Source organism: Terrisporobacter hibernicus (assembly GCF_020809405.1).
GTDB lineage: Bacteria > Bacillota > Clostridia > Peptostreptococcales > Peptostreptococcaceae > Terrisporobacter > Terrisporobacter petrolearius.
In genome coordinates this window covers 31433-46857 of sequence record NZ_CP081135.1, presented here as the reverse complement: position 1 = coordinate 46857, position 15425 = coordinate 31433, and the positions used below count along the sequence as shown (strand labels likewise).

The 15425-nt window shown below is 30.2% G+C and carries 16 protein-coding genes; all 16 read left to right on the top strand.

Features of this window, described 5'->3' with window-relative positions:
- Positions 1 to 58: 58 nt before the first annotated feature.
- The 16 genes from hypB to JW646_RS00145 all read left to right on the top strand — a co-directional run bounded on the left by hypB (position 59) and on the right by JW646_RS00145 (position 15365).
- Complete coding sequence (gene hypB / locus JW646_RS00220; protein WP_148557684.1) at positions 59 to 727, top strand: hydrogenase nickel incorporation protein HypB; 669 nt, start codon at positions 59 to 61, stop codon at positions 725 to 727.
- A gap of 30 nt (positions 728 to 757) precedes the next feature.
- On the top strand, positions 758 to 3442 hold the full coding sequence (locus JW646_RS00215; RefSeq protein WP_148557685.1) for an FAD-dependent oxidoreductase: 2685 nt from the start codon (positions 758 to 760) through the stop codon (positions 3440 to 3442).
- A 23-nt stretch (positions 3443 to 3465) separates the two neighbouring features.
- Positions 3466 to 4401 (top strand): DUF5692 family protein, encoded by a 936-nt coding sequence (locus JW646_RS00210; RefSeq protein WP_148557686.1) that lies wholly within the window; start codon positions 3466 to 3468, stop codon positions 4399 to 4401.
- Between the two features lie 26 nt (positions 4402 to 4427).
- Positions 4428 to 4769, top strand: a complete 342-nt coding sequence (locus JW646_RS00205) for a hydrogenase maturation nickel metallochaperone HypA/HybF (protein WP_148557687.1) — start codon at positions 4428 to 4430, stop codon at positions 4767 to 4769.
- Positions 4770 to 4942: 173 nt separating this feature from the next.
- Positions 4943 to 5512, top strand: a complete 570-nt coding sequence (locus tag JW646_RS00200) for an NAD(P)H-dependent oxidoreductase (protein ID WP_187359276.1) — start codon at positions 4943 to 4945, stop codon at positions 5510 to 5512.
- 176 nt (positions 5513 to 5688) lie between these two features.
- Complete coding sequence (locus JW646_RS00195; RefSeq protein WP_148557689.1) at positions 5689 to 5883, top strand: hypothetical protein; 195 nt, start codon at positions 5689 to 5691, stop codon at positions 5881 to 5883.
- 364 nt (positions 5884 to 6247) lie between these two features.
- Entirely contained in the window at positions 6248 to 6814 is a 567-nt protein-coding gene (locus JW646_RS00190; protein ID WP_074917236.1) for a 5S rRNA E-loop-binding protein, read from the top strand.
- A 316-nt stretch (positions 6815 to 7130) separates the two neighbouring features.
- The gene (locus tag JW646_RS00185) at positions 7131 to 7271 is read left to right on the top strand and encodes a hypothetical protein (protein ID WP_187359277.1); all 141 of its coding nucleotides are present in this window, start codon (positions 7131 to 7133) and stop codon (positions 7269 to 7271) included.
- Between the two features lie 67 nt (positions 7272 to 7338).
- Positions 7339 to 8052: a heterodisulfide reductase-related iron-sulfur binding cluster gene (locus JW646_RS00180; RefSeq protein WP_148557690.1), complete on the top strand. Its 714-nt coding sequence runs from the start codon at positions 7339 to 7341 to the stop codon at positions 8050 to 8052.
- 312 nt (positions 8053 to 8364) lie between these two features.
- A complete protein-coding gene (locus tag JW646_RS00175) occupies positions 8365 to 8715 on the top strand; it encodes a GIY-YIG nuclease family protein (RefSeq protein WP_074917235.1) in 351 nt (116 codons plus the stop codon).
- 60 nt (positions 8716 to 8775) lie between these two features.
- Positions 8776 to 9738, top strand: coding sequence for a helix-turn-helix transcriptional regulator (locus JW646_RS00170; protein WP_148557691.1), 963 nt, complete (start codon positions 8776 to 8778; stop codon positions 9736 to 9738).
- 77 nt (positions 9739 to 9815) lie between these two features.
- A complete protein-coding gene (locus JW646_RS00165; RefSeq protein WP_148557692.1) occupies positions 9816 to 10451 on the top strand; it encodes a type 1 glutamine amidotransferase family protein in 636 nt (211 codons plus the stop codon).
- A gap of 123 nt (positions 10452 to 10574) precedes the next feature.
- The gene (locus JW646_RS00160) at positions 10575 to 11372 is read left to right on the top strand and encodes a MerR family transcriptional regulator (protein WP_148557693.1); all 798 of its coding nucleotides are present in this window, start codon (positions 10575 to 10577) and stop codon (positions 11370 to 11372) included.
- A 116-nt stretch (positions 11373 to 11488) separates the two neighbouring features.
- On the top strand, positions 11489 to 13489 hold the full coding sequence (locus JW646_RS00155; protein WP_331478046.1) for an oxidoreductase: 2001 nt from the start codon (positions 11489 to 11491) through the stop codon (positions 13487 to 13489).
- 327 nt (positions 13490 to 13816) lie between these two features.
- Positions 13817 to 14635, top strand: a complete 819-nt coding sequence (locus tag JW646_RS00150; protein WP_148557694.1) for a hypothetical protein — start codon at positions 13817 to 13819, stop codon at positions 14633 to 14635.
- 139 nt (positions 14636 to 14774) lie between these two features.
- Positions 14775 to 15365: a class I SAM-dependent methyltransferase gene (locus JW646_RS00145; RefSeq protein WP_148557695.1), complete on the top strand. Its 591-nt coding sequence runs from the start codon at positions 14775 to 14777 to the stop codon at positions 15363 to 15365.
- Positions 15366 to 15425 lie beyond the last annotated feature (60 nt).

Here is a 15425-nt window from a genome sequence, read left to right as displayed (position 1 = left end):
GAATCTCATTCTATATAAAATAATGTTACAAATTTAACAAAATATTAAGGGGAGAGTTATGGATAAATACAAAGTAATCGAGATAAAGGAAAGTGTTTTCAGCAATAATGACGAACAAGCAGATTTGCTTAGAGCAGACTTAAAAAAAGGCAATACTTTTTTATTAAATTTAATGTCTTCTCCAGGTTCAGGTAAGACTACTACAGTTTTAAGAACTATCGAATCTTTAAAAGACGAGATGAGAATAGGTGTTATGGAAGCGGATATAGATTCTGATGTAGATGCTGCCACTGTGTCAAAAACTGGAGCTAAGGTAATACAGTTACATACAGGTGGAATGTGCCATCTTGATGCAGATATGACAAAGCAAGGTTTAGTAGAACTTGGAACTGAAGATATAGATTTTGCAATATTAGAAAATGTAGGTAATTTAGTATGTCCAGCAGAATTTGATACTGGTTCTTCAAAAAATGCCATGATACTTAGTGTACCAGAGGGACATGATAAACCTTTAAAATATCCTCTAATGTTTTCAATAGTTGACGTTGTTTTAATAAACAAAATTGATGCTATTGAACATTTTGATTTTGATTTAGATTTAGTAAAAAAATATATTAAAAAATTAAATCCAAATATAAAAGTTATACCAATATCAGCAAAAACTGGTGAAGGTATTGAAGAATGGATTAACTGGTTAAGAAAAGAAGTAAAAGAGTGGAATAATTAATATTTTATTAAAATTTAGAGGGGGATTATTATGGCAGTAAAAGAAAAGGTTCTTCAATTTGCAAATCAGGTAAGTGGAAAGAAGCCAGGGTCTAGAGGGTATTTTGGTGTAGAAGATGCACGTTATAAAATTTTAGAACCAGTAGTGACTGAGGAGATGGCAGAGGTTTTACTTTGTATGAAAATTAGGCAAAAAACTACTGCAGAAAAAGTGGCACCTTTATGCGGTAAAAGTGTTGAAAGATGTAGCGAACTTTTACTAGAATTATCAGAAATAGGTGTAGTATTTGTCAATGAAATAGATGGTGTAGATACTTTCTGGTATGAAACTTGGGTACCAGGAATTATGGAAATGATGGTTAATAGGAAGGATCAAGCAAAAAAATATCCACAAATTCCTAAGGCTTTTCATGATTATGGAGTAGAAAATGGACCAAGATCTACAGGAAGTTTTCCTCCTGGAGTAGGGCTTATGCGTGTTATTCCAATAGAAACTGCCATAGATGGTGAAACAAGAAGAGCATCTTATGAAGAAATATCAAAATATTTAAACGATAGTGATAAATTCTCAGTATCAGACTGTTCATGTCGTACAGCAAGAGAAAGTATGGGAGAAGGATGCGGTCACTTAAAAGAAGACATGTGTATTCAATTAGGTCATGCAGCTGAATATTACATAAGAACAGGTAGAGGTAGAAAAATAACTAGAGAAGAAGCTTTTGAAATAATTAAAAGAGCAGAAGAAAATGGTTTAATGCACCAGATACCAAACTTAGATGGATCAGGAAAAACTCATGCCATATGTAACTGTTGTGGATGTTCTTGTTTAGCATTAAAAGGAGCAAATATGTTTGCCAATTCTGATATGGTACGTTCTAACTACGTATCTAAAGTAGACAAAGACAAATGTGTTGCTTGTGGTGAATGTGTAGTAAATTGTCCAACAAATGCTCTAAAACTTGGTCAAAAACTATGTTCTAGTAAACCTATTGTAGACAAAATAGAAAGAAAAGAAACTCCAAGAAATACTAAGTGGGGACCAGAAAGATGGAATGAAGATTATAGAACTAATAGAGAGGATGTTGTAGAAAGTGGAACAAGTCCATGTAAAACTGCATGTCCTGCTCATATAGCTGTTCAAGGATATATAAAACTTGCTTCACAAGGAAGATACAAAGAAGCGTTAGAACTTATAAAAAAAGAAAATCCATTCCCTGCAATATGTGGACGTATTTGCCCTAGAAAGTGTGAATCAGCTTGTACAAGAGGGGATATAGATTCACCACTTGCTATAGACGAAATCAAAAAGTTTGTAGCTGAACAAGATTTAAAAGAAGAGCATAGATTTGTTCCTAAAAAAAGACATGATTATGGTAAAAAGATTGCAATTATAGGTGGTGGTCCAGCAGGACTTTCATGTGCTTATTACCTAGCTATAGACGGATATAAAGTAACAGTATTTGAAAAACAAAAGGCTCTAGGAGGTATGTTAACTCTAGGAATTCCTTCTTTCAGGTTGGAAAAAGAAGTAGTTAATGCAGAGATAGAAATACTAAGACAAATGGGCGTAGAATTTAAAACAGGGGTAGAAGTAGGTAAGGACATTACTTTAGATGAATTAAGAAAAGAAGGATATAAAGCTTTCTACGTGGCAATAGGGGCACAAGCTGGTAGAAGATTAAATATAGAAGGTGAAGACGCAAAAGGGGTTATCCCAGGGGTAGAATTTGTACGTGATGTTAATTTAGGAAATGATGTAAAACTTAATGGAAAAGTAGTAGTTATCGGTGGCGGAAATGTTGCTATAGACGTGGCTAGAAATGCTGTAAGAGTAGGGGCAGACAGTGTAGAAATGTTCTGTTTAGAAAGTCGTGAACAAATGCCAGCTTTAGATGAGGAAATTGAAGAGGCATTAGAAGAAGATATAGTAATAAATAACTCTTACGGACCAACTAGAGTAATTACAGAAAAAGGAAAAGTAGTAGGAGTAGAATTCAAAAAATGTATTTCTGTATTTGATGAGAATGGAAGATTCTCTCCAAAGTTTGATGAAGCTGATGTAAAAGTAGTAGATGCAGACTATGTTTTAATTTCAGTAGGTCAAAGTATAGACTGGGGGAATTTATTAGAAGGTAGCAAAGTAGAATTAAATCATAACAATACAATTAAAGCTGATTCATTCACTTATCAAACAAATGAACCAGATATATTTGCTGGTGGAGATTCATATACTGGTCCAAGATTTGCAATTGATGCCATAGCAGCAGGTAAACAAGGTGCTATATCAATTCACCGTTTTGTTCAACCAGGACAAAGTTTAGTAAATGGACGTGACAGAAGAGATTATCATGAATTTGATAAAGAAAGTTTACAAATAGAAGGATATGACAATACACCAAGACAAAAAGCTGAGCACAAAACAGATATAAAAGCAAAAGAATCATTCAAAGATATTCGTCTTACTTTTACAGAAGAACAAATGAAAAAAGAAACAGAAAGATGTTTAGGTTGCGGTGCAACTGTTGTTGATGAATATATGTGCGTAGGATGTGGGCAATGTACTACTAAATGTAAATTTGATGCCATATCTTTAGTTAGAAAATATGACGCAGAAGGCTTAGCTTATGAAGAACTTAAACCAGCAGTAGTTAAAACAACTATAAAACGTCAAGGTAAAATTGTAGCTAAGAAAGTTAAGGATATATTTGTAAAATAAAACAATAGATAGGAGTACTTATTATGGGAATTTTATATGAACAGATGACATTTCAGGGATGGGCAATATTCCTATTTGTATTATTAGCACTTATGGCTTTTAATGAACTTGGAAGATCAACAAAATGGACGGGAGTATTGTTATTTATAATAGTACCTACATTTTTAACAATTTATGTATGGCCAACTACGGCAGCTGCAGGGAATGAATATGGAACAGGAACTTGGTTTAACTGGGTAAAAACATATTCTGCACTAGCTGGATGTGTTTGGTTTATGGCAATTAGATATATACCATCTCTACAAAAGAAAAAATGGGCACTGGCTTTACCAGCTATTATTTTAGCAGTTAACATATTAGAAGCTGCAGTTAGAGATTTTCAAATATTCAGCTATGGATTAACTGGAGGAGGAGTGGTTGATAATCTTTGGACTATTTCTGGACCATGGAATATTATGAATGGTATAGCAGGAATATTAAACATAATCACAATATGTGGTTGGTGTGGAATATTTATATCAAAAGATAAAACAAAGGATATGATATGGCCAGATATGATATGGGCATGGATAATAGCTTATGATTTATGGAACTTTGCTTATACTTATAACTGTATATCAGATCACTCTATTTATTGTGGAGCAGCATTATTACTTTCATGTACTATACCAACATTCTTTATAAAAAAAGGGGCTTGGTTACAACATCGTGCTCAAACACTAGCTCTTTGGATTATGTTTGTTATGACTGTACCGCAATTTGCTGATAGAATAGCACCGGTTGCTACAACACATAACCCTACAGCATTCTTTGTAGTAAGTTTAGTATCTTTAGTAGCTAATGCAGCTTTAGCTATTTATCAATTTAGCAAAATAAGAAAAAATAAACTTAATCCTTTAAAAGATGAAATTTATAGAGAGTCAAATGCTTATAGAGAAGTAGCTTTTGAAAATAAGTAGATAGACAATGAGAGTAGGTGAAAAATTTGCATGAACTAGGAGTAGTAATAGAAGTTGTTAAAACTGTAGAAAAGGTTGCAGTAGAAAATGACTTAGCTAAAATAGAAAAATTAGTATTGCAAATTGGAGAATTATCATCAATGATTCCTAAATATATAGAAGCTTGTTATCCAGCAGCAATAGAAAATACAATATTGCAAAACACAGAGCTAGAAATAGAAGTTATGCCAGGAAATGGTATGTGTAAAAGTTGTAATAAAGTATTTAATATAAAAGAAAACAAAGGAGTATGTCCACATTGTGACAGTAATGCTTGGGACTTACTCAGTGGAAAAGAGTTTATAATTAAAGAAATAGTAGCATACTAAAAAATGTAGTTACTAAGCATAAAAGCTTGGTAACTACATTTTTTATTGTATAAGTTTTGGTTTAGGAAAAATATAGTATAGATAAAAAGCTCTTTGAAATTAGATTTAATAAAAAATTGCCTCCAGGGAAATAATATAAAATAAGATTATATAAAAGTGAGAGGATGATATGTATGAATACAACAGTAATAGTGGCAAATCCATCTAAAGATTCTTTTAGTAAAAGTATTATGGAGCAAGTTTTAAATACTCTAAAGGAAAAAGATAAGTCTTATGAAATAATAGATTTATATAATGATGATTTTAATCCAATAATGAGTGAAGAAGATGTTAAGCTTTATACAAAAGGTGAAACTAAGGATGAATTGGTAAAGAAATACCAAAATATATTAAAAGAAACGAATCAGTTAGTATGTATATTCCCTATATGGTGGAATAGTTGCCCAGCAATACTAAAAGGTTTTTTTGATAGAGTATTTTTAAAAGAGTTTGCATTTACTGAAAAGAATAAAAGACCTGTAGGACTTTTAACTAATATAACATCAGGATTAGTTATAACTACTTCAGAAACAGATACAGACTATATGATAAAAGAGTTAGGAAATCCAATTGAAGCAACATTTGTAAAAGGAATACTGAATATGGCAGGAGCTACTAATGTAAAATGGATAAATGAAAATTTAGCAGATAACAATGAAGAAAGTAAAAATAAATTTCTACATAGTATTGCAAGCTATGTATAGACTGATTATATAGAAACTTTATAAGAAGCACAATAAAAAGTCATTGAAAAAATCAATGACTTTTTATTGTGGAATTTAGTATTTTATAATTGTTAACAAGGAATATACGATAATTTATTATTAGGTATTGAAATATAGTCTGTAATGCTAAGTTATTATGTTTTAGTAGATATGAAATGGATCTAAAATTATATGGAAATGACTATATAAATAGCACACTGAAAAACTTCGTACAAGAAGAAAATATAAATGACTTGTGTAAAGTGACAAACAATTATGCAAATGTGGCAGTATATAATCATTTTTATGATGAAAATGATATCCTTGATTTTCAATGGAAACTATTATATACTATACTTAATTATAAATAAAAAATGACATTGTAAATAAAAAAGAACCGTCTTTATAAAGAAGGGCTTTTGGTATTGCGCTTATTGCGTTGTATAAAGAGCTCTTCTTTTTTTATAGGGTTCGAAAGGATACTTATCAATTTGGTAAGGAAGTATTAAGTTACAGGAGAAAATATTTAAATTTTTACTTTGAACTGCTTTTGGAAATCAAGTTTAATATTAATGAAATGAAGCAATTTAAGGATAACAACAATGCATTATATAAAGAAAATTGTAGGTAAGCTGTGACAAACAGCAATAAAAGCCTCACTTCTATGGCCTGTTTCATTGCAACGCACGTCGCTGCAATTAAGCATATATTATAAAACAATTTGGAGGAAACAAAATGGAAACTATTAATGTTCAAAAACGTGATTTTAATTTAAAGGCAAAAAAAATGAGACGACTCGGGTTGGTTCCAGGAGATGTGTTTGGTAGTTCTTTGCCAGAATCAATATCTATTCAAATGGAAGAAGTCGTTGCACGCAAATTGATACGCCTTAAACGTGAAGGCAGTAAAGTGATGATGAATATTGACGGTAAAACATTACCAGTTCAAATTAAGGAAAAATCCTTGAATGCAGTTAATAATGAAATTCTACATATAAGTTTTCAAGCGTTAACTGCAGACGAAAAAGTTAACAGTGTAATTCATATCATTGCTATCAATGATGACAAAATCGCAGGCATACTGGAGAGAATACATCTTGAAATCCCATATGCTTCTCTACCTAAAGATATGATTGATACCATAACTATTGATGTTGATGGAATGAAGGCAGGTACAGTTTTAACTGTTGGAGAAATTCCTGAATTAAATAGTGATAAAATTGAATTACAGATTGATCCAGATAGTATCGTATTGCGTGTAAGTGAAAGAATAAGTAATGCTACTACAGCTGTTGAAGGGTAAATAAATATTAAAAACATATAATAATGGAAAGAGCTTGGATTGTTTTGCACTTTTGTGTAAACACATGAAAAGCTCTTTCCTGCTTTTTATCATTTTATATTTAAATTATGATTTCTATTTATAATTAAATGTCCAAATTGTAGAGCAGTATCACATCATAACTATGCTATAATTTTCTCATAGGACAATGATGTTTTGTACTTTATATATGGAAAAAAATAAATAGAGCATCTAAAAAGTCATGATAAATTGCTACTATTTCAATTTACGAAATGGGTGATTTTGAGCCTAAGAATATTAAAAGGGTGGTGGGATAATGACCGAGGATGAAATGTGGAAAGCAGTATCGCAAAACGATGATGCGATTATTGATATTGAATATTCCGTTGGTTTTGAAGGGCTATCTTCATTTTACAGTTTTAGTAAAGGGTTGGAATATCTCCTATGGAATATATAAGGATGAGTCGTTGTGATAGTATGAGAAATAACAAAAACTCTAATTTAACTTGAAAGGAAACAAAAATATGAGTAATCAAACTAGTAAGACTATATTGGAAAGCATTAAAATAGAAGATATTGATATGGATAAGTGTTACTTTAATCCAGGTTGTGCCATGAATGTATATAAGCCCCATGCAGGAAATGAAATTTTAAAAATATTGAACCAATATTTTGGCACAGTTAAAATGCACAGCCTTTGTTGCCATCATAATCCACAATTACCACAAGGATCTACAATTATAAATAATTGTGCAGGTTGCGATAAAAGATTTAGATCCCTATATGAAGGTATACAAACAATATCTATTTGGGAAATTTTAGATAGTATTGAAAATTTATCATTACCCAATTATTTGGGCCTGGAGGTATCCGTGCAAGACTCGTGTGCATATAGACCTAAACCCCAAGTACATAATGCTATTAGAAGTCTTTTAGAAAAAATGAATATCAAAGTTATTGATTCAGAATTTAGTAAAACAAAATCTATTTGTTGTGGAGACAGTTATTATCCAACACTATCTATAGAAGAAATAAATAAAAAGCAAAAGGAACGTGCTATGCAAATGCCATGCGAAGATGTAGTTGTGTATTGTGTTTCTTGTATTAAATCTATGACAATAGGGGGAAAAACAGCTCATCATATGTTAGATTTGGTATTAAATCAAAAAACAGAACCTCAAGAACTAAATCTCAAAATATACCATGATGATTTAGAAAAGTATATTGAAGCACATTAAAATTACCTTGAAAAAATTAAATATATAGGCAGATATACGAAATATAATCTTTCTTGTAAATCATCTGCGCCAAATAAATTCAGAAGGAGCCATATTGATGAGATAATTAATATGGTTTTTTATTTTGTATTAATAATTTAAAAATATTATATTTAAATTGAAAATTCAACTCTACGAAGCGTTGGTTGATTAGTATGCTGAAATAGTATAAATTAATAAATGAAGTAATAATATATATGTGTTAATCAATTGAGAAATAGGCTGTAAGTAATAAGGTATAATGCATAATACTGATAAAAGAGGTGATAAATTATGGATAAGTTAAAGAGAAAAGAACTGTTACAACAATATAAAGAAATGAAACCAGAAATGGGTGTATATATGTTTAAATCTATAAAAACAAATATTGTTTATTTAGGTTGTGATAAAAATATAAAGGCTACAATAAATGGTGATAAGTTTAAATTAAAACTTAATAGCCATAAATGTAAAAAACTACAAAAAGACTGGAATGAAAATAAAGAAGAAAATTTTGAGATAAAAACAGTAGAGATACTACCATATGACAAGGACGAAAGTAAGGTAGATTATGGTGAAGAATTAAAAATACTAAGAGAAATGTGTAAAGATAGATTTACAGAAAACAATGTGGAGGAAATATAAAAATAATGAACTTTGAAAGTTGTATAATAGCTTAATAAAGGGCAAAAGAGGTGAGTACATATGGCTAAAATTGATAATATGATGTCAATTTTGTGGATGTTAAGTTCAGATAAAAAGGTGACAGCAAAAGAAATATCTGAAAAGCTAGAAATTAATATAAGAACGGTTTATCGTTATATGGATACACTTTGTGCCAGTGGTGTGCCTATTATTTCTGATGCAGGTCATAATGGTGGGTACACATTATTGAATAATTTTGTTGAAGCGCCTCTTTTTTTTCATACTGAAGAGCAAACCGCATTACTACATGCTGCTATGTTTGCAAAAGAAGCGGGCTATTTTTTAAATGATGAATTAGATAAAGCAACGTCAAAGATAAAAATGTATTCAAATCAAGAGCAGGAAAAAGTTTTAAATCAACATTTAGCAGGGTTTGAAGTAATAAAACCAATTGGAAAATCTTCTGTGGAGTCATTGCTAAAAAAACTTGAACATAATATAGTAAATAAATTATCAGTAGAAATTAAGTATTGTACTGGTAGTGAATCAAAAGTAAAACAAAGACTTATTGACCCATATGGGATTATTTACTGGAATAACAATTGGTACTTAATAGCATTTTGTCATTTGAGGAATGAAATTCGTAATTTTAGAGTAGATAGAATCATTAGTGCTATAGACACAGAAAATACTTTTAATCTTCCAGAATCATTTTCTTCTAGTGAATTTTTTATGAAAACATTACTGGAGTATAAAGAAGACAAGCAAGGCCTTATACCTTTAATTATAGGAGGAAAAGCAAATGCTTTGAATAACTTGTGTCAGAACTGGTTTTTAGCACATCATATTGAAGAGCGCAACTCAAATAAAGTAATATTTTTACTTCAAGAAGAAGTAATTTATCAATATGTACCTAATTTACTTATACCTTATAGAAAGTCTATTGAGATAATTGAACCACTAAATTTGAAGGAAAAAATGATTGAATCTCTAAAGGAGTTAATAGAATATTATCAAGTTTAATAACTTCACTGACACAATATGTCAGTGAAGTTATTTTATAATAATGAAAAACAATTAACTTAAAAGGAGTGGAGATTATGAAAATTAGAAAAGCATATCTTTATGTATTCAATACTATGTCAGATTGGGAAGTAGGGTATCTGACTGCAGAACTAAATACAGGAAGATATTTTAAAAAAGGATTAGATTCAATAAATGTAATTACAGTAGGAATTGATAAAGATCCTATAACAACAATGGGAGGATTAAAAGTAATACCAAAAATTTCTATGGATGAGTGCGTTTTTCATAGTGAAGATGTTTTGATTTTACCAGGAGGAGAAACTTGGACATGGGCAGTTCACGACCACATACTAGAAAAAGCAAAAGATGCTTTGGAAAAAGGAACTGTAGTTGCAGCAATTTGTGGTGCTACCCTAGGACTTGCAAAGACGGGATTATTAGATTCGTCATATCATACAAGTAATGATTTGGAATATCTTAAAATGATAGTACCTAATTATTATGGAGAAAAACATTATAAGAGAGAAGTTGCAGTAAATGATAAAAATTTAGTTACAGCCTCTGGTATAGCCCCCTTAGAATTTACAGTTGAAGTATTAAGATTATTAGATGTTTTTAAACCAGAAGTATTAAATTTATGGTTGAATCTTTATAAGACTCATGAATCGAGATATTTCTTTGAGTTAATGAAAGAAATAAAAAAAGACTAAAAATAGATGAAAATTCCTTTTTATACCATATATTGGATATGATAAAATAAGTATGTGACTTTATTAATAGTCAAATGAATAAAAATACATAAAGTAACTTTAGGTAGAAAGGAAATTTTTAAAATGAGATATAGTATAACTGATTTAGCTGAGTTATTGGGAGTTACAACAAGTGCTATTAGATATTTTGAAAAAGAAAATTTAATTAAAGTTAATAAAGAAATAAACGGTAATCGTTATTATAATGTGGTTGATGTGTTTCGTCTTTTATCTTATACCAAGTATAAAAACATGGAAATTCCTATGAAGATGATAGTTAAACAGTTTAGTGGAGAAGAAAACAATCGTCTAATTATTAAGGAAAGGATGGAAGAATTCAAAAATCAAGCATATGAAAAAGCTAGATATTATCAAGAGTTGGCAGAAGCAATGGAAGAAAATATGAATAGTATTTATCTTATTGATGAATTATTAGATAAATATGAATTTGCTAAGTCACCTAAAATATTACTTTTATATGATGAAGAATGCGGTTGGATTTCAAAAAATAGAGAATCTCAGAAAGTAGTTCATCAGTGGGTAAAAGCAATGCCAACAGTACAATTAGCAGTTATAAAACATATGGAAAATAATCGTAGCAACTTTGGATATATTGTTTTAGATGACAAAGCAGATGAGCTAAATTTGCCAATGGATTTAAATGTTAAAATACTAGAAAGTACTTCTTGTTTACATACAATACAAAGGGTGGATGATGAGTTAACCTTAAATCCAGATGTAGTATTTGAGAAAGGACTGAGCTATGCAAAGTATAGAGGATTGGAAATAACAGGAGATATTATAGGAAAAATTTTAATTGTAGAAGTGGAGAAACCTGCTAAATTACATACGTACATTGAGTTATGGATACCCATAAAATAATATACTTTAATAAAAAATTAACAAAAACTCTTGCAGATAAAGTTACTTCATATCCTATACTGAATGTTAGATAGTGATTCACTACAAAAATAAATTTAGTATTAGGGGAGGATAATATGATACAAGAAAAGTATAAAGTTTTATTTGAGCCAATTAAAATCGGTAAGTTGGAGATAAAAAATAGATTTGTACTAGCTCCAATGGGGCCAGGAGGATTATGTAATCCTGATGGGAGTTTCAATGAACGAGGAGAAGAGTTCTATGTAGAACGTGCAAAAGGTGGAACTGGCTTAATCATGACTGGGGTAACTATGGTTGAGAATGATATTGAAAAATGTGCACTACCATCTATGCCTTGTCCGACTATTAATCCACTTAGTTTTATTACTAGAGGAAAGGCTATGACAGAACGTGTTCATGCTTATGGTTCTAAAATATTTTTACAACTATCTGGAGGTTTTGGACGTGTTAGTATTCCATCTATAGTAGGGGATGTAGCAGTAGCGCCATCACCAATACCTCATAGATTTTTAAAAGGTGTAACATGTCGTGAGTTAACTAATGCGGAAGTAAAAGAATATGTAAGAAAGTTTGGAGAATCAGCAGAAATCGCAAAAAAAGCAGGATTTGATGGTGTAGAAATTCATGCTGTTCATGAAGGATATCTAATTGATCAGTTTGCAATTGCATTATTTAATAATAGAACTGATGAATATGGTGGAAGTTTAGAAAATCGTTTACGCTTTGCATGTGAAATTGTACAAGAGATTAAAAAGAGATGTGGAGAAGATTTCCCAGTATCTTTAAGATATAGTATTAAAAGTTTTATAAAAGATTGGTGTAAGGGTGGACTACCAAATGAAGAGTTCCAAGAGATGGGGCGTGATATTCCAGAAGGAATTGAAGCAGCTAAAATATTAGTTGACGCAGGTTATGATGCCCTAAATGCAGATGTAGGATCATATGACTCATGGTACTGGAGTCATCCACCTATGTATCAAGAAAAGGGATTATACTTACCTTACAATGAAATACTTAAAAATAATGTAAATGTTCCTATAATTAGTGCAGGAAGAATGGAAGATCCAGATTTGGCTAGTGAAGCTATTGTAGAGGGAAAAACTGATATGATAGGTCTTGCTAGACCATTACTTGCAGATGCAGAAATACCAAATAAAATATTAGCAGATGATTACAAAAGTGTTCGTCCTTGTCTTTCTTGCCAAGAAGGTTGTATGGGAAGATTACAGACTTATGCAAATATATCATGTGCAGTTAACCCAGCTTGTGGTAGAGAAAAAGAGCTAGAAGTTAAAAAGGCAGATGAAAAGAAAAAAGTGCTTATTGTAGGTGGTGGAGTTGCAGGATGTGAAGCTGCAAGAGTATCAGCACTAAGAGGTCACAATGTGGCACTTATAGAAAAGTCTGAAAGATTAGGCGGAAATTTAATTCCAGCAGGAGCACCAGATTTCAAAGAAGATGATCTTGCTCTTGTGAAGTGGTATGAATTAGAACTAGAAAAACTTGGAGTAAAAATAGATTTTAAAACATGTGCTACAGCAGAAACTGTTAAAAAATATGAAGCAGACACAGTAATTATAGCAACAGGATCTAGACCAAAGGAATTATCTATAGAAGGACCTAAAAAGGTATTTACAGCTGAGGAAGTACTACTTAAAAAAGAGGATGCAGGACAATCTACTATAGTTATAGGTGGTGGTTTAGTAGGATGTGAAACTGCTCTATGGTTAAAGGATCAAGGAAAAGATGTAACTATTGTTGAAATGATGGATGATATCTTGAAGGTTGGAGGTCCTTTATGTCATGCAAATCATGATATGTTAAAAGACTTAGTTAAGTTTAAGAAAATTAATGTAAAATGTGGTGCAAAAATTTCAAAATCAATAGAAGAAGGTTTTGTTATTGAAGTGGATGGAAAAGAAGAAATAATAAAATCAGACTCAGCAATACTTGCTATCGGATATAATTCAGAAAAATCATTATATGATGAAATTAAGTTTTTACATCCAGGAGTAAGAATGATTGGTGATGCTAATAAAGTACAAAATATTATGTACGCTATCTGGGATGCATATGAAGTAGCAAGAAATATTTAATAATATTAGAAACAATTAAAGATCAAAGTAGTTACTAAAAAATATTTGTTGGTAACTACTTTTTTCATTTGAAAGTAAATTAAGCTTAAGATATTGAAAGAATATAATTCAAATGATCAGAATAAATCTATAATTGAAGAGTGGAAAAAAGTTTATTCAAAGGAAAATCTTGAGCCAAAGCTTAAAAACCAAATAAAAACTGTTATAAAATAAAAAAGTATATTAAAAAGTGAAAAATACAATTAGTTGTAAACCTTTATGGAAAAATAATCTATATTTTGATATAATTACAATGGAAAATATAGATTATAAGGTGAGGTATACAAAATGAAAAAGAAGTTAATAGGGGTATGCATATTAAGTATGCTTTTACTAGTGGGGTGTAAAAGTGATACAGCATACAATAAAGCCGTAGAATTGGGTAATGAGGCTTTAAAAAACAAAAAATATGAGGATGCCATAACAGAGTTTGAAAAGGCATTGGAAGAAAAGAAAGATGACAAGGTGGCAACTGATTTATACAATCAAAGTGAGCAATATGTTAAAGCTTTAAAATCTTATGAAAAACGTGAATTTGATAAATCTTTAGAACTTTTAGATGAAGTTATAAATTATGAAAATGGATCTGATACTTTAGTCCAAGAAGCTAAAACTTTAAAATCTCAAGTTGAAAAAGACAAGGAATTAAATGAAAAAATTGACAAATTAACTAAATCATCTCAAGATTATTTTTCTAATAAAAATTATTCAAAAGCAATAAAAGATATTGATAAAGCTTTACAGCTTATAAAAGACAATAAGTCTTATGATTCACAAAAAGAAACTTTAACAAATATAAAAGAAGATTGTGAAAATACTATAGAAAAAATAGCTAAAATGGCTAAAGAAGAAGAGAAGAGAATACAAGAAGAGATTAAAAAGAAAGAAAAAAGTTTAAATAGTACTGGAATTTCTGAAGATAAGGCAAAAAAAATACTTGCAAATTACTTCATAAAAAAAATTGGTCATGCTCCAAATACAATTGAAGTATATGAAGTAATAGGAAATAGATATCATATGACTGCTGATAACTACGATGACAATGGAATGAGAGAAACTTATGGATGGTGGTATGTAGACAAGTCCACAGGAAAAGTTTCTAGATAATTGTCGCTATTTAAGAATAAATGTTTAAAATTAATGAAAAATAAATTAAAGTGTGTTACACTTATATCAATAAAATAATTTGAAACGAAGCCATGAAGGTTTTTTACCTTCATGGCTTTTTTTGTTAGGGGGGAATGTTTTGGGACAAGCAGATTTTTTTAACTCTGTAGCTAAAAACTGGGATAATATGATTAATGTTGATGAATCTAAAATTAATTATTTATTGAACAAGCTTAAAATTCAAGAAGACGATGAAATTTTGGACATAGGTACTGGGACGGGAGTATTAATACCTTTTTTAAATGAAAGAGTATGCACTGGAAGTATAAAAGGTGTAGATATTTCTGAAGGAATGTTAGAAGTTGCTAAAAGTAAATTTAATCATTTGAGTAATGTTGATTTTGACTTAGTAAATGTTGAAAAGGAAGAGTTGAAACATCAATATGACAAAATAATTCTATATTCCATGTATCCTCATTTGGAAAATAAAACACAAACTATTTCAAATCTTGTAAAAGATAGTTTAAAAGAAGATGGAATACTTATGATTGCGCACTCAGATAGTAGAGAGTTTTTAAATAATCTTCATAGAAATTCTGATGAAAGAGTACATGAATCAATATTAATGGAAATAAATGAACAAAAAAACGTTTTTATTAATGCTGGGTTAAAGGTAATTGAAGCCTTTGAAAATGATGAAATGTACTATGTGGTTATAGAAAAAAATTAAAAGCTTGAAAGAATTATCAAGGGAATTATATTTATTTAAATTTGTAATTAATAAACAGGG